We start from the raw sequence: 17,270 nt of genomic DNA, 5'->3' as shown, positions 1-17,270 counted from the left end.
CGCGCCGGCTCCAGAAGCTGTGCCCGCCGATGCGCCAGCGCCGCCGGAAGCCGCGCCCGCAGCGCCAGAAGCCGCGTAGGCGTCCTCAGGCCAGAAAGCGCTCGCGATAGCGGGCGAACCGGGCGGGCAGGTCGTGCTCGTCGAGTCCGAACATTTCGGCCGACGTCGCGATGCTGCCCAACCGCCCGCGTTGGTGCTGTGCCAGATAATCGGTGATCGCTGCCCGGGCCGCGTCAGTGAGCGGCTCGCCGGCGAGATCGTAGATACGTTCGGCGACCGCGAGTTCGTCGGACATAAAGTCATCGAAACGGATGTCGATCGAACGCTCCGGCGGGATGACTTCGCGATCACGCACGAGCGCGTCAAGCATCTGCTGCAGGCGGTCAGCCCACGATGCGGCGATCTCGTGCACCGGCACCGGAGAACGATGCATCCGCGCGGTGTAGGTGAGCATCGCCAGCATCGACAACACCACAGGCACCGGGTCGCGGTGCGTGCACACGACAACCACGCCGGGAAAGACGGCGTTGAGCACCGGTAGCTGCTCGAGGTGTTGGGGCGACTTCAGCAGCCAACGGCGACCGCCGCGTAGGAACTGCAGGGCTTTCAACTGCAGGCGCAGGTGTTCGTAGGACGACGTCTGGTCGTGCGCCAAGTAGTAATCCCGCCAGCGCGGTATATAGGCCAGTGTCTCGAACAGCATCGTGGAGAAGTCGTTGGCCAGCAGCTGGATCTCTTCGTGGACATGCTCGGTGGTCATCTCGTGCATGAGCCGGAAATGCGGCATTGCCGCATTCATGAACTCGACGGCGGCATCCATCCGCAGCTTGCGGGGGTCGGGCGCGATCCCCAGCTCGGCTGGCATCGGAAATGGCTCGACGCTTTCCCAATAAGGAATCGTGCGGAACGTCGGACCCGCCGCCAGCAGGTTGTGCAAATGCGTGGTGCCGGTACGCGGCAGGCCGGCGATGACCACCGGCGGCCGCAGCTCGATCTCGCGGATTTCGGGGTGCCGCACGAGTAAGTCGTTGAGCAGCAGCCGGTTCTTGAGCGACTGCAGCACCTGCGCGTGGAAGTTGACGATTCCAGGGCCGTGCAGGCCGTCGATCTCGCGAAGTGCGGTGAGGTAGACCTCGAGGCGCTCACGATAGTCGTCGGGCCCGAAGTCAGTCAGTCCGAGCTCGCCGATGGCTTTGGCGTGCAGCGCATCGGCGTCCAGCGGGCAGTCCGACGCCATCGTCGCCATGAAGCTGCGGATCTGGTCGATCTCCGGGCTGAATCGTGGCTCGGCCAAGTCATCGAGATGCACGGAGGTCTCGCTCATGGCCAATTATGTTACTCTGAGTTTCGTAATGACGACAGAGCTTGGCCGGCCCCGCGATAAGCGCATCGACAGCGCGGTCCTGCGCTCGACCGTCGACCTGCTCGCGGAAACCGGTTACGCCGAGCTCTCAGTCGATGCCATCGCCCGACGGGCCGGCACCAGCAAACCGGCGATCTACCGGCGCTGGGCCAGCAAGGCACACCTGGTTCACGAGGCGGTCTTTCCGATCAGCGATGCCACCGCTCTCCCGGACACCGGATCGCTGGCCGGCGACGTGCGCGAGATGGTCAGTCGTACGGCGGCCGTTCTCACCACCCCGGCGGCCCGGGCCGCGCTGCCCGGCCTGGTCGGCGAGATGGCCGCTGACTTGACGCTGCACGCGGCGCTGCTGGAACGTTTCGGCGACATCCTCTCGCGCGGGCTGACCGAGCGCCTGGCGGACGCCGTTGCGCGCGGTGAGGTACGCCCCGACGTCACCGCCGTCGAGATGGTCGAGGTCGTCGCCGGCACAACCTTTCTCGCCCTGCTCACCCGCGGCAATTCGCTCGACGACTCCTGGGTAGACCGCACCGCCGCACTGATAGCGAGAGGAATCAGCGCATGACCGACACCGAGTACCAGTCCACGGCCGCATGGCGCGACTTGTTGGACACCTTGCGCGCGTTGGACCGCTCGTTCCTGGACGGCGAGCGCGCGGTAAGCGACGACCGGCAGATCGCCGACGGTTACCGAATGATCGCGACCACCCTTGGCGTCGCGTTCGATACCTATTTGTTCGGTGAACCGAGTCGGCCGATGTTCGTGGAAGTCAACACACCCTTTCGGCGCGACCGGCGATGGGGAGGCGACAACACCGACGCGTATTACTGCATCTGCCCAGTCGACCCCACCCGCCGATACCGAATCAGCGGAAACCGCGGCGACAGCGTTTACTTCTCGCTGACGGCTTACAACGAACCATCGCCGGGAGCGTGGTCGGATCGCATCGTGGCCATCGTGCGCGATGACGACCTCGACATCGACGCCGCCGGCAACTTCACCTTCGACCTGGGGCCGACCCCCGAGGCTGCCGTGCTGATGACCCGCGACTACCAAGCTGATCCCCTGACCGGTCGCGCAGTCAGCTGGCACATCGAGGCACTGGACGATCCCGAACCGATTCGGCACGGGGACGCCGAAACCGCAGCAAAGCTTCGGGCAAGCGCCGCATGGATGCGCACGATGTTCGCGATCGTGCCGCTGGCCGTTGGTGCGCGAGTTGACGACTCGCATGCCCTGGGCCACGAGATCGCTCATGCAGCAAACCAATTCGCGGACCCCTACCAAGTTCCGGACGCCAATTTCGGGTGGTCTGCCCGCGACGCTTGTTATTCCTACGGCAGTTTCGTCCTCGACGAGGACGAGGCGCTTGTCATCACTCACCGGCCGCCGCACTGCCGTTTCTGGAATCTAGTGGTGTGGAACCAGTTCATGGCTACCCATGGCGTCACCGACGCGCGTTGCTCGATCAACGGCCACAGCGCAGTGCTCAATGCGGACGGCACGGTTACCGTTGTCATCTCCCCGCGTATGACGGGACACCCAAATTCGCTGACCACACTTGACTATCCGCACGGCAACCTCGCCTTCCGCTGGTTCCTCGCCGACCAGGTTCCGGCCCGACCGGAAGTGCGGCTGGTCAAGCTCGCCGATGCGCCGGTCACCGTTGAGGGGTCGGGGTGAATCAGTGTGCGCCAGCGATCAATGGCTGCCGCGGCGTCGACGCGCCCCCAACTCGCGAAGTAGGGTCACACGCGTGATAGTAACTGTGAGTCAGTGCTCAGGCTAAGCGCAGAAAGTTCTTAGTTTGGACAAGTAGTTGTATGGGAATGATCGGAGTCATGATGGTCCGCTATGTCCCCTCCTTCATCGGTGCTGCGGCGATCACAGCTTGGGGCCTTGGTGCCTCAGTCCTCCCCGCCGCTGCTATTCCCTCAGCATCCGCCCAACCGTGTCCCGATACCGACGTGGTGTTCGCCCGCGGCACGGGGGAGGCCCCGGGTCTCGGCCCCACCGGCCAAGCCTTCGTCGACGCCCTGCGCGGCCGTCTCGGCGGTAAGTCGATGGACGTCTACCCGGTCAATTACCCGGCCAGCGACCAATGGTCGACCGGACTCGACGGCATCCGGGATACCCAGTCGCACATTATCAACGAGGCCAGCGCCTGCCCCAACACCAAGCTGGTGCTCGGCGGATACTCCCAGGGCGCGGCGGTGGCGGGTTTCGCCACCTCGTCGGCTGTCCCCGACTCGGTGCCGCAAGACGTCGATCCGGCGACGATCCCCAAACCGTTAGACCCTGCGCTGGCCAACCACGTCGCCGCGGTCGTGCTTTTCGGCACACCCAACGTCCGCGCGATGAACCTTCTCGGCCAGCCCAACCTGTCGATCGGGTCGCTCTATCAGTCGAAAACCATCCAGGTGTGCGCCGTAGAAGACCCGGTCTGCTCGGACGGAATGAACTTCGCGGCACACAACGCCTACGCCGACGATGGAAGTGTGATCTCCCAAGGGGCGGACTTCGCTGCAAGCCGCCTGCAAGGCAGTGGGATCCAGGCCTCCGCGCCGGCTCCGCACCAGGGCTTCGGCAACTGACCTAGCCGATCTGGACCGTCAGCTCGAGCCTTTCGAGCCGACGGACCAGAAGGCTCGGCAACCAACGCCCTATGTCAGCAGGTTCGATTACGGCGGTCCGGCCAAGAAGCTGGCGCAGCACTACCGCAGCTTCCAGGCGGGCTAGCGCAGCGCCGACGCAGAAGTGCGGTCCCTTGCCAAAGGTGACGTGTCCCTTGCTGCCGGTGCGGTCGAGTCGGAACTCGTCGGGTGTGTCGAAGTGAGCCGGATCGCGATTGGCAGCGCCCCACAGCAGCAGCAGATGCGAGCCCGCGGGCAGCTCCGTGCCGCACAGCGCGGTGTCGGTCGCGACGTGCCGGTAATGGCCACGAAACGGCGGCTCGTAGCGCAGCGTCTCGTCGATGAAAGTTCCTAGCAGTTCTGGATTTTCGCGAACTTGCTGCTGAATGTCGGGCCGCGTGGCCAAAACCCATGCTGCACTGCCGAGCAAGGAGGCGGTCGACTCACCGCCGGCGGCGAACAGCGTGATCATCATCCCGAGGGCCGCGACGTCGTTCAATTCGCCTGCAGCACATGCGGCGGCGAGATCGCCGAGCAAGTTGTCCTGCGGGTCTGCGGCAGCCCGCGCGAAATGGTCGGTGATGTAGCCGCCGAGCTCCATCACCGATGCGGCTGCGGCGGTGAGCTGGTCGGCCGAGACCAGGCCTTCGAGCAGCTGGGTGCCCGCATAGCCCCACTCGACAAGTTTGTCGACATCCGCCTCGGGTACGCCGATGAGCCGAGCAACCACCATCATCGGTAGCCGGTTGGCCACAGCACCCATCCATTCGATGGACCCATCGCACAGGCCATCGGCCCACAGTCGCTCGGCAGTCTCGGACACGAATCCTTCGAGGGCGCGGACCTTCTTGGCAGCCAGCTGCGGGAGCAGCAGCTTCCGGTGCACCGCGTGCAAAGGATCGTCGGCGACGGCCAGCGCGTGAGACGGATCGCCGAGGGGCGCCATGGTGAACGGCGCAACCGTCCCGTCAGGCTGGTACACCATGGTTGCGGTCAGGTTCGACGAGAACTCGTCGACACGAGTGATGGCCTCGACTACCGCGGCCCAACTCGACACCGCGTAGAACTCCGAATCGCCGATCCGACCAACAGGTCCGGCAGCGCGCAGTCGGTCGTACAGCGGGTAGGGATCCTGCAGGAATTCAGCATCGAACAACTCGATCGGATCGCTGACCATCATTTGTCCAGGTTGAGCGGCCGACGGCAACCCGTCAACGGTGCCGGACCAAGTCGAAAACCCACAGTCGGCAAGTGAAGCCAGGCTTCGTCTCACGCGGCCGCCGGACCTGCGCCGAGACTGAGATTCATTTCTGAATTTGTCTCAACTATGAGAATATTTGACAAGATATTCTCTGACGTCAGGAGGTCCCGACGATGCCGCGTGACGACTGGGTCGTCGGGGGCGATCGCCGCACGGCCGCGGCCGAGCGCATCTACGACGTAGCCACCGACCTCATCACCCGAGAGGGCCCCGAGGCCTTCGACATCGAGACCCTGGCGGCGCGGGTGCACTGTTCTCGGGCCACCATCTACCGCTATGCCGGGGGCAAGGCCGAAATTCGCGACGCGGTGGTAGCCCGCTCGGCGGCCCGCATCGTCGAAATCGTTCGTCAGACCGTCGAGAATCTGCAGGGGCCACAGCGGGTTGTCACAGCGATCACCGTGGCGCTCAAATTGATTCGGTCTGACCCATCGGGCCAACTTATGTTCAACTCGATCCGCGCCAACGACGTGGTGTGGCTCACCGGGTCGCCGTTGCTGGCCGGCTTCGCCACCGAGCTCACCGGCTTGACCGACCGCGACCCGCACGCCGCGCAATGGGTGGTTCGGGTGGTGATGTCCCTGCTGTACTGGCCGGTCGGGGACGCCGCCACCGAACGCGAGATCGTGCAACGATTCGTCGCGCCGGCATTCGCGGTGGACTAGCGTCGAGGTCGGTTTGCCGCTTTATATCGATTGACGGAGGACATCTATGGCGATCCGGGTCGCCCACGTCGGCACTGGAAACGTCGGTCGATTGGCGTTGATCGAGCTGATCACCAACCCGCAGTTCGAGCTGACCGCGGTGTGCGTCTCGACACCAGAGAAGGTCGGCAAGGACGCGGGCGAGCTCGCCGGTTTGGACATGTCAACCGGCGTTATCGCCGTCAATGAACTCGACGCGTTGCTGGCAACCCGGCCGGACTGCGTCGTGTACTGCGCGATGGGCGACACCCGTCTGCCGGAGGCGATGGCCGACGTCATGCGCATCCTCGCGGGCGGTATCAACGTGGTGGGGTCGTCGCCCGGGCTGCTGCAGTATCCGTGGGGCGTGATGCCGGACAAATACATTGGGCGCGTGGAAGATGCTGCTCAGCAAGGAAATTCGAGCCTCTTCATCAGCGGTGTAGATCCGGGATTCGCCAACGATCTCATCCCGTTCGCGCTCGCGAGCACCTGTCAGCGGATCGAGCAGGTGCGTTGCATGGAGATCCACGATTACGCGAGCTATGACGGCGCCGAGGTCATGCAGTACATGGGATTTGCCCGGCCTCTGGACGAGATTCCGATGCTGCTGCAACCGGGGGTACTCAGCATCGCCTGGGGCACGGCGATCAGACAACTAGCGGCCGGCCTCGGCATCGAAGTCGACGAGATCACCGAGTCTTACCAGCGCGAGCCGGCGCCGGAAGATTTCGACATTGCGATCGGCCACGTGGCGAAAGGCACCCTTGCCGTCTTGCAGTTCGAGATCCGCGGCATGGTTAACGGCCACCCCGCGATCGTTATCGAGCACATCACCCGGTTGCGACCCGATCTGCGACCGGACTTGCCTCAACCCGCTGCGGGCGGAGGTTCATACCGCGTGGAGATCACAGGTGAGCCGTCGTACGCGGTGGACATCGTTCCGAGCAGCCGCTACGGCGACCACAATCAGGCGGCGATCTCCGGTGCGGCCGGCCGGATTGTCAACGCCATTCCGGCCGTGATCGCCGCCCCGCCCGGAATCAGGACGACGCTGGATCTGCCGTTCATCACCGGAAGCGGACTCTACGCCCGCGAGGACGTCGTCGCGAGGTAGCCGAAAGATAGTGCCAAGCACCGCTGTTCACGGCGCCGCCGCGATGGCGTCCGTGGCGGGCCTGGCCACGTGCAAAAATGACGTTAAGCTTCCACCCCGTTAAAGCAGTCGACTGTCCCCGACACACCCGCTCTGGGATACCGTTGCCGTTACCTCGATTAAGGAGCACGGTGCAATGAGAACTCCCCTGACGGTGATGGCCACGACAGCGGTCGTGACGACGCTGGCGGGGGCGACGGTCGCCGGTTGCGGCAGCCACTCGAACACGTCGACGCCGGCATCGGAGTCCAGCACCGCCACCGCTCGCCCTGCGCTCAGCGACTACACCACGCTGCTGATCAAAGCCGCCGACATCAAAGCACCCGACGCCTTCACGGCCGGGCCCGCGACCAAAGATCCAAACGGTAACCAGGGAGCGACGATCACGTTCACTGACCAAGATAAGAGTCACTCGATCATCGACACCATCCAGATCCTGCTCGATCCGGAAGCGACTGCCAACGCACTGGATTCGGCCAAGGCGATTCACCGCGAATCCCTCCGAACGAAGGCTCTCAATGCCGAAGTCGGCGTTGGTGGAGTGACGATTTCGGGATTGTCGGAGGACCACTCCAAGGGAGTGACGGTATTGCTCTTCACCGAGGGCAAAGCCCTGGTCACCATGGAGTTCGACGGTCCGTCTTATGCGCTGGCCCCACCGGAGTTCGTCACCGAGGTCGGCCAGAAGCAGGATGAAGCGATCAAGAAGGGCCTAGGTGGCTGACGCTCAACAGGTTTCGTGAGCTTGAGACAACAGCGCCCGCGCGTTGTCGACGCATGGCAGTAATCGGTCATAAGCGCTGACGCCGGCCTCCGCGCGGGAACGCAGTGGGACCTCCAATCCGACGACACGATCATCGGGTAAGGCCGCGAGCAGGTCGGCCAGCGGCAGCTCCCCCTCGCCGGGCACCATCCGCTCGAACATGGCTTCCTCGGCGTACACCTTCATCCTGGGCCGCAACGTGGTGTCGCTCAGTTGGATGTAACCGATCCGCTGTGCGGGCACCGACCGAAGATCCTCAGCGGTAGCGCCGAAGCGTGCCGCATGCATCGTGTCGATGAGCAGGCTGATCTCATCCCGGTCGACGTACTCGACCGCGGCGAGTGCCGAGGGCAGGTCTGCGATGCTCAGGCCGACAACGGGTTCGACGCACGTCGCGATGCCTCGGTCGGCCGCCAGCGCAGTCAGCGTCGCCAGTTCGTCGAATGTGCGAGCCCGATCTGGCTCCAGGCTGACGGTGTTGATCCGTGGGATCCGCAGCTCCGCCATGATGTCGAGGTCGGCAGCGTAGGAGCCAGCGTCGACACCCGGCGCGATGAGCAAACCCTCCCCCAGCGAGATCGACACGCCGCCGTCGTCCATCGCCGCGAGAAGATCTCGACGAAGTCGGGGATCGTCACGCAGTGAATAAGGTTGGTAGTTCAGGGCTTTCAGCGGAGCAAAGCCGACCATGCCAGTTGTGATGTACCGGCAACCCAGGTCGGCGACGAGGTGGACGTATTCAACTGGGGGCATGCCGAAAACGCTGAGCATCTCGATACCAAGACGGTCCATGTCGTCGTGCCCGCTCAGCCACCCACCATGGCGAGACCGCCATCGACCGCGATCAGCTGGCCGGTGATGAATCCGGCCCCTTCGCCGGCCAGGAACACCAGCACCGGCCCCAGGTCGCTGGCGGGATCGCCGAGCTTGCCGCCCAACGGAATCGACAATCGCATCTGCTGGTCGATAAAGGCGGCGGCGGCGGGGCCCAGGAAGTTTCGCAGCCGATCTGCGCCAGGCGTTTGAACCGCCGGCGCCAGCGCATTGACGGTGACCCGGTCTGCACCCCACGCTTTGGCCGCCGAGCGGGTCCAGGCTTGAACAGCGCCCTTGGTGGCGGCGTAGACCGCCGCGATCGGGCTGCCCATGACAGCCTCCGCAGATCCGAAATTGATGATCTGTCCACCAGTTTCGCGCATCAACGCGTGGGCAGCTTGATTTGTCAAAATCGTTGCTTTGACGTTCGTTTGCAGTAAGAAGTCGATCTCGTCACTGGTGATGCTGCCGGGCACCCCCGGTTGCCACAAGCCTGCGGCGTTGACCAGAACATCCAGGCCGCCGAGTTCGCGTACCGCACTGCCGAAAACGGTATCGACGGAGTCGCTATCGCGAACATCGCATCGCAGCCACGTCACCGCGGGTGCGTCATCGGCCGGCGCGGTGTTGTGATACGTGGCGGCCAGCTGCGCTCCCGCGGCGTGCAAAACGCGCAGGGCGGCAGCCCCGATCCCGGTGGCCCCGCCGGTAACCAGAATGCGACGCCCATCCAACGATGGGTGCGGTACCGTCATGGCCGCGGAGTCTATCGGTCTGCGGACAACGAAGTCAGGTAACGGACCATGTATTCGATGCGTTTCGACATGCGCGCCCCGGACTTCGGCGCGTCACCAAATGAGTTGTACGAGACCGCTGTCGATATGTGCGAGTGGGCGGAGACTCGTGGCTGCCTGGCGGCGGTGATATGCGAGCATCACAGTACACCGGACGGCTATCTGCCTACCCCGCTGATCCTTGGTAGCGCCATCGCTGCACGCACGAAGCAGTTGATGCTGACGCTCATCGCCATCCTGCCGTTCTACGATCCGGTTCGGCTGGCCGAAGAGATCGCGGTACTCGACATCATCAGCAAAGGCCGCGCCGCCTACGTGTTCGGGCTTGGCTATCGGGCCGAGGAATACCAGCATTTCGGACTCGATCTTAAAGCCCGCGGACGAATCGCCGACGAGAAGCTTGGTCTGCTGCGCCGCCTGCTTGCCGGGGAGGTGGTGGAGCAAGACGGTCGGCGAATCAGGTTGACACCGTTGCCATTTTCTCCGCAGGGCCCACTGATGATGTGGGGCGGAGGCAGTGTGGCAGCGGCCCGACGAGCCGGTCGCTACGGGCTGGGCTATCTCGCACAGAGCGACGCGCCCGGTTCCCAGGAGGCCTACGAAGATGCTTGTCGTGCCCACGGCCATGAGCCGGGGGTGACCCTACTGCCTAATCGGGATACGCCGAGCGTGTGTTTCGTCGCGCCGCAGGTCGATATTGCCTGGCAGGAGATTGGCGAGCACCTGCTGCACGACGCGCGCATGTATGCCGAGTGGAATCCCGACAACACGACATCGGCGGGTATCGCAGATGTCGACGACGTCGAGGAGCTACGGGCGACGTCGCGTACACACCGAATCTTCACCGCCGACGAGGCGATCGCGCATGTTCGCGGTGGCGGCATGCTCACACTTGCTCCGCTGTGCGGTGGTATCCCGCCCGACATTGCCTGGAAGTACCTGCGCTACGTCGACGAAGCGGTGATGCCCGCGCTGGGTAGCACCGACGACTAGCGCGATCCCCCACGACAGCTTCTGCCAACTGCTCGCCACGGATATGCCTCAGAACGTTTCTGGATCCCGCTGCACCTCGGGTGGCACTGGATGTTGGTACAGACGTGAAGCGTTCTCCCAGGTGAATTTTCGAATCAAATCCGGCGGCAGGTCGCCGATTTGTTCGTGCACCGTCTTTTGGGTGTGTGGCCACGTCGAGTCGCAATGCGGGTAGTCGGCTTCCAGCATGATGTTGTCCGCGCCGATGCGGTCGTGCTGTATGAACGAGGACTTGTCTTCCACCGCGCAGAACCAGAAGTTGCGCGTGAACACCTCGGCCGGAGTCAGGCTCTCCCCCAGCGCCGCCCAGGTGCCGTACATCGCGTGATAGCTCAGCATGTGGTCGAGACGATCCAATAGGCCGGCCACCCAGCCGATTCCGCCCTCGGACAAACAGATCTTGAGATCCGGGAATCTGCTTGGCAACCCGGAATACAGCCAGTCGACCGCCGCGGAGATCGCGTAGGCGAAGAACAGCACGCCCTGCACGTCCGGTGGCGCGTCGTCGGTGGTCGACGGCGAGGATCCCGACGACCCGATGTGCAGGTTCACCACCGTGCCGGTCTCGGCGCAGGCGGCCATCATCGGATCCCAATGGCCGGAGTGAATGCTCGGCAGTCCTAGCATCGAGGGGTTCTCGCTGAACGTGACGGCGTGGAATCCGCGCAGGGCGTTTTCACGGATCATCTCGGCGCCGAGTTCAGGATCGAGCAGCCAGGGCAACTGGCACGGAATGATCCGTCCCGGGTGCGCACCGGCCCACACGTCGTGGTGCCAGTCGTTCCATGCCCGGACCGAAGCCAGAGCCAGGTCCCGATCGTTGGTCACCTGCTGGAGTCGTTGCCCGGCGAAACCCGGCAGAAACGAGGGAAAGTTCAGTGAGGCGTAGACGCCGTTCAGGTCCATGTCTTTGACGCGCTCATCGATGTCCCATGCGCCCCTGCGCATCTCATCGAAGCGGACGGGTTCGAATCCGTACTCCGACACGGGCCGGCCGACGACCGCGTTGAAACCTACATTCGGAAGTGGCTGGTCGTCGTAGACCCAGGTCTGGCCGCCGTCGTCGGTGTCAACCACTTTCGGAGCGCGATCAGCGAATCGGTGCGGTAGGCGACCGGTGAACGTGTCCGGCGGTTCGACGATGTGATCGTCAACCGAGATCAGCGTGTAGCGCCGCGCTGCTCTGGGCGGATCGGGCAGAAACGTGACCGAACGGTCCTCGCCGGTCTTTGCGGTCGTGAAGCTCAGGTTCGACGCCAGGTCATCAATCGATTTCATCGCCGTCCGCTCTCAGTTCAGAACGGCGGGATCGGCTTTGATGGTCATCCGGGCCGCACCGGCCCAGTACACGTCGGCGGCCCGTTCGATCAGCGATCTCTGCATGCCCGCCATGTCGGCCCAATTCATCTGCACAGGTTCCTTGCCGGTGAGCATCACGTCGTAGGCCAGCTTGCAGACCCGCTCGATCGACGCGGCGCGGTACACGGCCTCAGCCAGGTTGCGGCCGGTAGCGATGACGCCGTGGTTGGCCAGAATCGTCAGGCTGGCACCCCCGATACGGGCCGCGAGATCGGCTGCGCGCGTGGCGCTGTCGATTTCGCCGTCGTAGGAATCGACCAGGCACAGGTCGTCCAGGAACAGCGAGCCGGTCTGATGCAGGAGATCTGGCAGTCTGCCCAACGCGGCCAGCACGCACACGTAGTACGGGTGATTGTGGATCACCACTCGCGCGTCTTCGCGGACGCGATGCAATTCGGTGTGAATGTGTATCGCCGGGGTGACGTCCCAGCGGCCCCGGATCACCCGGGCATCGGCGTCGACCACGCAGATATCCGACGCGGTGAGCTCCTGCCACCACAGTCCCCACGGGTTGACGAACATGTCGGTCTGTTCATCGGGTTGCCAGGTGATGTGACCGGCCAGATTCTCGGCAAACCCGATACCGGCCAGATGACGGAATGCCACCGCGAGCGCCTGCTCATGCGAAAGGTCAACTCCGATCGGCGGAACCACCGACGGCGCCCACACCTGCAGGCCACCCCGTCGAGCGTTAGGAGTGTTCATGGCCGGCCTCCATCCTGGCTTTAATATCCTCGCGTAGGGCGCTTTTGGCGATCTTCCCGCCGGACGATCGTGGCAATTCGTCAACCACGATGAGTCGCTCGGGAAGCAGCTCTTTGGACACCCCCGCGGCTAACAGGTACTCGACGAGATCCGGCAGATTGATCGTGTTCGAGTCGACGAGTTCTGTGTAGAGGCAGACCTTTTCGCCGAAAACTGGATGGGGCATCGCCACCGCCGCCGCGACCGCGATCGCGGGGTGTGTGCTGGCGGCGTCTTCGACCGCGGATGCGCTGATGTTCTTTCCGCCTCGCAGGATGAAATCTGACGTTCGTCCGGTCACGCTCAGGTAGCCGTCCGGGTCGATCTCGCAGATGTCGCCCATCCGCATCCAGCCATCGTTTGTGAACAGCTGGTCGTGGTCGGTGCCCCCGAGGTAGCCGAGGCTGGTCGCTGGACCACGACATGCCGGCTGACCTTGACCGGTCTCGGTAACGTCCTGGTCGCCGTCGAAAAGGCGGACGGACATCTCGGGAACAATGCGCCCGCCCGTCCGCAGCCGATGCGTCTGCGAATCATTCACCGTGGTGGCACTGAGCAGCCCAGTCTCGTTGGAGCCGTAGAACTGCAGAATCTTTGCCCCGGTGAGCCTTTCGAAATCCACTGCCGGCCGGTACGGCAATGACTCCCCGCCGGTGAAAACGACCCGCAACGAACTCAGGTCATACTCGAGAAAGGCGCGGTCGGCCATCAGCATCGTCAGTTGCGTACTGACACAGCACAACACAGTGACCCGGTGCTCAGCGATCGCCTCACACGTCGCTCTTGCTGAAAAGCGGTCCAGGATGACAGCAGTGGCGCCCAGATAGATGGGGCTGGTGTGGCTGGTCCAAATTCCGAAACCGAACGGTGTCGGAATGACCGGCAGGAAAATGTCATCAGATGTCAGTTGCCCGTTCGCAACCGCCTTCTGATGGAAGTAGTGCCAACGATTCTGGGTGTGCACCACGCACTTGGGTAGACCGGTGGTCCCGGACGTCGAGTTGATCAAGAAAACGTCGTCGGGCCCGAGTACGTCTCCCATCCGCAATGCCGACGGCTCGGCATCGAGGTTCAATCGCGGCCCGCGGTCGCAGTCCGCCAGCACACGCACCGGGAAGTCAGGAAGACTCGCGGTGGCCTGGGCCGCGGCATCGCTGCGCTGAGGGTCGCTGATCAGCATCTTTGGCCGCGAGTTATGCAGTATCGCGGCAACCTCGCGGGTACCGGCGCGTGCACCGATCCCGACAACGACGGCGGCGCAACGTTCTACGGCGACGAACAGCAAGTGGATGGCCGCGGAGTCGCCGTGCCATACTGCGATCCGGTCACCCCGGCTGATGCCCGCGCCGACCAACTGCTCAGCCAGAGCGGTTGCTGCAGAATCGAATTCGTGCCAGGTGAAGGAACGGGCGGAGTGGTCAATGTAGGCGAGACGGTCGGGAAACCGCTCGGCGTTGCGGGCTACCGCGTCGGACAACGTCAGGTCCGACCACCATCCGGCGGCACGATAGCGCGCCGACTCCTCGTCGGTGAATGCCGGCGAGCCCACGGTATCGAGGCCGCCGGTGCTCATCACCCGATGATATGGCGCTGGATCTTGCCTGCCATCGGCTTTGTCGACTTGAAGCTCAGACCGGCCGATGTCGGGCATCCTGACGCGTATGAACGGATTGCTGACCGGCAGGGTCGCGGTGGTGACGGGCGGCGGCGGCGGTATCGGTGCGGCCACCGCGCGGCTGTTCGCTGACCACGGCGCGCAGGTGGTCGTCGCAGATATCGACGCGGAGCGCGCTCACCAGACCACCGATCAGATCGCCGCATCGGGCGGGTTCGCTGTCGCGGCGGTCGCCGACGTGTGCGACGCCGCTCAGGTCGCTGATCTGGCGCAATCGGTGCGTGAACGTCATGGACGGGTCGATGTGCTGGTCAACAATGTCGGCCACTGGCTGCGTCATCCGGGCAATTTCGTCGATACTGATCCGGAGTTGTGGGACGACCTTTACCGGATCAATCTGCATCACGTTTTCCTCGTCACGCACGCATTTCTGCCCGCAATGATCGAACGGCGTTACGGCGCGATCGTCAACGTCTCTTCGGTGGAAGGACTCCGCGGCTATCCCGAGGACCCGGTCTACGCCGCTTTCAAAGCCGCGGTCATCCACTTCACCCGCAGCCTGGCGGTACAGGTCGGACGCCAGGGTGTCCGCGTCAATGCGATCGGGCCCGATGTCACCGAATCGCTGCAGGTGCCCTATTCGCAGTGGCTTTCACCCGACGAGCAAACGCAATGGCCGCAATGGGTTCCAGTAGGACGGATGGGCCTGCCCGAGGACCAGGCTCGGGTGATTCTGTTCTTGGCGTCGGATTTGTCGGCATTCGTCACCGGCCACACGATCCCGACTGACGGTGGCACCGGGGCCGCCGGCGGATGGTTTCGTTCGTCACGCCGACCCGACCGGGAATGGACAAATCGACCCGTCGCTCCCTGATTCGCCGGCCGATCAGCTCGGCTGGCGCAGCGGCAGACCGGCTGCGCGGTAGATCCCGTCGATCACGGTCATGTTCTCGACCGCATCCTCGGGTGTGGTCTTCACCTGTTGGCCCCGCAGCACTGCCGCGGCGAACGCGTCGAGCTGATACGCATACGACGGGCGGCGCGGGAAACGTTCGACACGTTTGCCGTCGGGCGAGCGAACCGACAGCCGGTGCACGAAATGCGGAGTCACCGGGTTGAACAGCTTCAGCTCACCCCGGTCGCCGACCACGCGCGCGCTGATCTCCAGCAGTCGCGGCGACCACATCGAGCAGCGGACCCGGCCCGTGTGCCCCGCGGCAAACCGCAACTCCGCCGTCATCGCCCTGTCGATCTGAGGATCGCGCAGCTTGGCTTGGGCCGAAACAACCTCCGGAGTTGACCCACCGAACGTGCGGACCATGTGGACCGCGTAACAGCCCGCGTCCATCAATGCGCCACCGGCAAGCGGGTAGTTGTAGCGGATGTCGGAGAATTTCGGCAACGGAAAACACAAGGAAGCTTCGACTCGTTCCAGCTTCCCCAACACGCCCGAGACGATGATCTGCTCCGCACGTAAGGTCAGCGGGTGGTAGCGGTAGTGAAAGGCCTCCATGACGACCCGGTCCGACTTCGCAGCCAGGTCGGCAATCTCGCGGGCTTCGGCGGCATTGGCGGTGAATGGCTTCTCGCACAGCACGTGCTTGCCGGCGGCCAGTGCGGCTCGAGTCCATCTGCCGTGCAACCCGTTCGGCAATGGGTTGTAGATCGCATCGATGTCGGAGTCGGCGATCAGCGCTTCGTAGCTATCGTGCACTTGTGCAATGCCGTGTTTGGTAGCAAAGGCCCGCGCGCGCGAACCGTCGCGTGCCGCTACCGCAGCTACCACAACATCCGAATTGTCTTTGGCCGGGTTGATAAGCGCCAATGGTGCGATGCGGGCCGCGCCGAGCACACCGATCCGTAGCGGTTTTCGGTGTTCGGGCACGCACCGAAGCTAACACTTGGATGAAGTGGCGGCACGCGAAACATAGGAATGCTCAGTTTATTTCGGATAATCAGCGCTCACGACGACGCCGCGGTGAGCTGACTTTTTCTCAGCGAGTCCATTCGATTTATTAATGTCGCACGCAGGGATGACGCCTACCGTCGCCCTATGTCTGCGCTCGGTGAGCTGGTGCGGTTCCCGCCGACCTTCGGGGCGGCCCCGCTGCCACTGCGCTGCCCACGCGGTCATCTCATGCGGCCCGGACGGATAGTCGCGAAAAGCGCATGCTGTTCGTGCGGGCGTCATCAAACATGGCGATGTCATTGCGGCGCAATGACATACGAGCCTGATATTGGTGCAACATGCGATCTGCCTCGCCGGGCCGACGTCGGCGAGAAGAATTCGGTCCCATTGGCTTGATGGATGACGCCAAGTGGTGGACACGGGTTGCGGTTGAGGTGTGCGCTAAAAGGTGGGGGTACGTAAACGCCATGTCAAAGTCCCGTAAAAAAGCCCTGCCGCGCTCGCCGATTGGTGACTGGACTGCGTACATTTTTCTTAACGAGTTGTCGGGCACGAAGCCCGTCCCGGCCAAGGGAGAAGGTCATGATCCCGGTTGATTCGCGGCTCCAAGATGAATTGCGAGACTGCGCCGTCGAGTTGCGGCAACTCGCTTACACGTTGCAAAACGGGGTCGGCGAGCACGATTTGCTTCGCCTGTCGGAGCGGATGCGCGCCGTAGCCGACGACGTCGTCCGCAGCGGGGTTTAATTACCCGCAGCGCCAGGCGGTTTCGGAGGGCGACCTTCGCCGGTCAAATATTTGGGGCAGTACTCACCGGCCGCGAGCATCATGAACTTCGCCGCACCGGTCCCATTGAATGACGGGTTGTTCTGTTGAAGGTTTTTCTCGATGTCGGTGTCGGGTGTTCCCTTGTCGACCAACTGGCATACGTCTTTGGCGACCGCGACCGCTTGCGCGGGGTCCTGATAAGTCAGCCCGGCCGCAGTGAGCTGCGTGAGGAAGTCCGCGTCGTTGTTGGACGGCGGGTCGGCGTACGCCGGCGCCGCCATCAGGGCCATGGTTGCGACGCTGAGCAGCATCAGCAGACGTTTCATGGTGCTCGAGTCTTCCAAAGTTGAGATCGGGCCGCAGCCCGGCTGCGG

The 17,270-nt window shown here is 63.8% G+C and carries 18 protein-coding genes; 9 read left to right on the top strand and 9 right to left on the bottom strand.

Going from position 1 to position 17,270, the window contains the following annotated elements:
- Positions 1 to 85: 85 nt before the first annotated feature.
- A complete protein-coding gene (locus tag WAO18_RS08685; RefSeq protein WP_422205568.1) occupies positions 86 to 1,324 on the bottom strand; it encodes a sulfotransferase family protein in 1,239 nt (412 codons plus the stop codon).
- 28 nt (positions 1,325 to 1,352) lie between these two features.
- Here WAO18_RS08685 and WAO18_RS08680 point away from each other — a divergent pair, with 28 nt between their 5' ends.
- The 3 genes from WAO18_RS08680 (at position 1,353) to WAO18_RS08670 (ending at position 3,957) form a co-directional block, all read left to right on the top strand.
- Entirely contained in the window at positions 1,353 to 1,928 is a 576-nt protein-coding gene (locus tag WAO18_RS08680; RefSeq protein ID WP_422205566.1) for a TetR/AcrR family transcriptional regulator, read from the top strand.
- Positions 1,925 to 3,046, top strand: a complete 1,122-nt coding sequence (locus WAO18_RS08675) for a DUF1214 domain-containing protein (protein ID WP_422205564.1) — start codon at positions 1,925 to 1,927, stop codon at positions 3,044 to 3,046. Before WAO18_RS08680 ends, WAO18_RS08675 begins: the two co-directional genes overlap by 4 nt.
- A gap of 140 nt (positions 3,047 to 3,186) precedes the next feature.
- Positions 3,187 to 3,957, top strand: a complete 771-nt coding sequence (locus tag WAO18_RS08670) for a cutinase family protein (protein WP_422205562.1) — start codon at positions 3,187 to 3,189, stop codon at positions 3,955 to 3,957.
- A 1-nt stretch (position 3,958) separates the two neighbouring features.
- On the opposite strand, the gene WAO18_RS08665 is transcribed toward WAO18_RS08670, so the two are convergent.
- On the bottom strand, positions 3,959 to 5,176 hold the full coding sequence (locus WAO18_RS08665; protein WP_422205560.1) for a cytochrome P450: 1,218 nt from the start codon (positions 5,174 to 5,176) through the stop codon (positions 3,959 to 3,961).
- Positions 5,177 to 5,370: 194 nt separating this feature from the next.
- Here WAO18_RS08665 and WAO18_RS08660 point away from each other — a divergent pair, with 194 nt between their 5' ends.
- From WAO18_RS08660 to WAO18_RS08650, 3 genes are all read left to right on the top strand, one after another.
- Entirely contained in the window at positions 5,371 to 5,922 is a 552-nt protein-coding gene (locus WAO18_RS08660; protein WP_422205558.1) for a TetR/AcrR family transcriptional regulator, read from the top strand.
- 46 nt (positions 5,923 to 5,968) lie between these two features.
- Positions 5,969 to 7,057: a diacylglycerol kinase gene (locus tag WAO18_RS08655; RefSeq protein ID WP_422205556.1), complete on the top strand. Its 1,089-nt coding sequence runs from the start codon at positions 5,969 to 5,971 to the stop codon at positions 7,055 to 7,057.
- Between the two features lie 175 nt (positions 7,058 to 7,232).
- Positions 7,233 to 7,820, top strand: a complete 588-nt coding sequence (locus WAO18_RS08650) for a hypothetical protein (protein WP_422205554.1) — start codon at positions 7,233 to 7,235, stop codon at positions 7,818 to 7,820.
- Positions 7,821 to 7,823: 3 nt separating this feature from the next.
- On the opposite strand, the gene WAO18_RS08645 is transcribed toward WAO18_RS08650, so the two are convergent.
- Together WAO18_RS08645 and WAO18_RS08640 are read right to left on the bottom strand one after the other, a co-directional pair.
- Positions 7,824 to 8,651: a sugar phosphate isomerase/epimerase family protein gene (locus WAO18_RS08645; protein ID WP_422205552.1), complete on the bottom strand. Its 828-nt coding sequence runs from the start codon at positions 8,649 to 8,651 to the stop codon at positions 7,824 to 7,826.
- Between the two features lie 14 nt (positions 8,652 to 8,665).
- The gene (locus WAO18_RS08640; RefSeq protein ID WP_422205550.1) at positions 8,666 to 9,430 is read right to left on the bottom strand and encodes an SDR family NAD(P)-dependent oxidoreductase; all 765 of its coding nucleotides are present in this window, start codon (positions 9,428 to 9,430) and stop codon (positions 8,666 to 8,668) included.
- Between the two features lie 48 nt (positions 9,431 to 9,478).
- On the opposite strand from WAO18_RS08640, the gene WAO18_RS08635 reads away from it, so the two are divergent.
- Positions 9,479 to 10,462 (top strand): LLM class flavin-dependent oxidoreductase, encoded by a 984-nt coding sequence (locus WAO18_RS08635; protein ID WP_422205548.1) that lies wholly within the window; start codon positions 9,479 to 9,481, stop codon positions 10,460 to 10,462.
- 48 nt (positions 10,463 to 10,510) lie between these two features.
- On the opposite strand, the gene WAO18_RS08630 is transcribed toward WAO18_RS08635, so the two are convergent.
- The 3 genes from WAO18_RS08630 to WAO18_RS08620 are packed head-to-tail and all read right to left on the bottom strand — an operon-like array spanning position 10,511 to position 14,177.
- Positions 10,511 to 11,779, bottom strand: coding sequence for an amidohydrolase family protein (locus WAO18_RS08630; protein ID WP_422205546.1), 1,269 nt, complete (start codon positions 11,777 to 11,779; stop codon positions 10,511 to 10,513).
- Positions 11,780 to 11,791: 12 nt separating this feature from the next.
- The gene (locus WAO18_RS08625) at positions 11,792 to 12,565 is read right to left on the bottom strand and encodes a class II aldolase/adducin family protein (RefSeq protein ID WP_422205544.1); all 774 of its coding nucleotides are present in this window, start codon (positions 12,563 to 12,565) and stop codon (positions 11,792 to 11,794) included.
- On the bottom strand, positions 12,552 to 14,177 hold the full coding sequence (locus WAO18_RS08620) for a class I adenylate-forming enzyme family protein (RefSeq protein ID WP_422205542.1): 1,626 nt from the start codon (positions 14,175 to 14,177) through the stop codon (positions 12,552 to 12,554). Before WAO18_RS08620 ends, WAO18_RS08625 begins: the two co-directional genes overlap by 14 nt.
- A gap of 88 nt (positions 14,178 to 14,265) precedes the next feature.
- On the opposite strand from WAO18_RS08620, the gene WAO18_RS08615 reads away from it, so the two are divergent.
- Positions 14,266 to 15,093 carry an SDR family NAD(P)-dependent oxidoreductase gene (locus tag WAO18_RS08615; RefSeq protein WP_422205540.1) on the top strand — a complete coding sequence of 276 codons (828 nt, stop codon included), beginning with the start codon at positions 14,266 to 14,268 and terminating at the stop codon, positions 15,091 to 15,093.
- A gap of 12 nt (positions 15,094 to 15,105) precedes the next feature.
- Here WAO18_RS08615 and WAO18_RS08610 read toward each other — a convergent pair whose 3' ends face one another.
- A complete protein-coding gene (locus tag WAO18_RS08610; protein ID WP_422205538.1) occupies positions 15,106 to 16,104 on the bottom strand; it encodes a Gfo/Idh/MocA family protein in 999 nt (332 codons plus the stop codon).
- Positions 16,105 to 16,710: 606 nt separating this feature from the next.
- Here WAO18_RS08610 and WAO18_RS08605 point away from each other — a divergent pair.
- Positions 16,711 to 16,875 (top strand): hypothetical protein, encoded by a 165-nt coding sequence (locus WAO18_RS08605; RefSeq protein ID WP_422205537.1) that lies wholly within the window; start codon positions 16,711 to 16,713, stop codon positions 16,873 to 16,875.
- On the opposite strand, the gene WAO18_RS08600 is transcribed toward WAO18_RS08605, so the two are convergent.
- On the bottom strand, positions 16,872 to 17,222 hold the full coding sequence (locus WAO18_RS08600) for a DUF732 domain-containing protein (protein ID WP_422205535.1): 351 nt from the start codon (positions 17,220 to 17,222) through the stop codon (positions 16,872 to 16,874). The two genes, WAO18_RS08605 and WAO18_RS08600, sit on opposite strands and share 4 nt — an antisense overlap.
- Positions 17,223 to 17,270 lie beyond the last annotated feature (48 nt).

Origin of the sequence: Mycobacterium sp., assembly GCF_049278535.1 — a bacterium.
GTDB lineage: Bacteria > Actinomycetota > Actinomycetes > Mycobacteriales > Mycobacteriaceae > Mycobacterium.
This window is presented reverse-complemented; position numbering and strand designations above follow the sequence as displayed.

Excerpts from the sequence above, each read along its gene's own strand:
- WAO18_RS08685 (WP_422205568.1), bottom strand. The coding sequence starts at position 1,324 with ATGAGCGAGACCTCCGTGCATCTCGATGACTTGGCCGAGCCACGATTC.
- WAO18_RS08680 (WP_422205566.1), top strand. The coding sequence starts at position 1,353 with ATGACGACAGAGCTTGGCCGGCCCCGCGATAAGCGCATCGACAGCGCG.
- WAO18_RS08675 (WP_422205564.1), top strand. The coding sequence starts at position 1,925 with ATGACCGACACCGAGTACCAGTCCACGGCCGCATGGCGCGACTTGTTG.
- WAO18_RS08670 (WP_422205562.1), top strand. The coding sequence starts at position 3,187 with ATGGGAATGATCGGAGTCATGATGGTCCGCTATGTCCCCTCCTTCATC.
- WAO18_RS08665 (WP_422205560.1), bottom strand. The coding sequence starts at position 5,176 with ATGATGGTCAGCGATCCGATCGAGTTGTTCGATGCTGAATTCCTGCAG.
- WAO18_RS08660 (WP_422205558.1), top strand. The coding sequence starts at position 5,371 with ATGCCGCGTGACGACTGGGTCGTCGGGGGCGATCGCCGCACGGCCGCG.
- WAO18_RS08655 (WP_422205556.1), top strand. The coding sequence starts at position 5,969 with ATGGCGATCCGGGTCGCCCACGTCGGCACTGGAAACGTCGGTCGATTG.
- WAO18_RS08650 (WP_422205554.1), top strand. The coding sequence starts at position 7,233 with ATGAGAACTCCCCTGACGGTGATGGCCACGACAGCGGTCGTGACGACG.
- WAO18_RS08645 (WP_422205552.1), bottom strand. The coding sequence starts at position 8,651 with ATGGACCGTCTTGGTATCGAGATGCTCAGCGTTTTCGGCATGCCCCCA.
- WAO18_RS08640 (WP_422205550.1), bottom strand. The coding sequence starts at position 9,430 with ATGACGGTACCGCACCCATCGTTGGATGGGCGTCGCATTCTGGTTACC.
- WAO18_RS08635 (WP_422205548.1), top strand. The coding sequence starts at position 9,479 with ATGTATTCGATGCGTTTCGACATGCGCGCCCCGGACTTCGGCGCGTCA.
- WAO18_RS08630 (WP_422205546.1), bottom strand. The coding sequence starts at position 11,779 with ATGAAATCGATTGATGACCTGGCGTCGAACCTGAGCTTCACGACCGCA.
- WAO18_RS08625 (WP_422205544.1), bottom strand. The coding sequence starts at position 12,565 with ATGAACACTCCTAACGCTCGACGGGGTGGCCTGCAGGTGTGGGCGCCG.
- WAO18_RS08620 (WP_422205542.1), bottom strand. The coding sequence starts at position 14,177 with ATGAGCACCGGCGGCCTCGATACCGTGGGCTCGCCGGCATTCACCGAC.
- WAO18_RS08615 (WP_422205540.1), top strand. The coding sequence starts at position 14,266 with ATGAACGGATTGCTGACCGGCAGGGTCGCGGTGGTGACGGGCGGCGGC.
- WAO18_RS08605 (WP_422205537.1), top strand. The coding sequence starts at position 16,711 with ATGATCCCGGTTGATTCGCGGCTCCAAGATGAATTGCGAGACTGCGCC.
- WAO18_RS08600 (WP_422205535.1), bottom strand. The coding sequence starts at position 17,222 with ATGAAACGTCTGCTGATGCTGCTCAGCGTCGCAACCATGGCCCTGATG.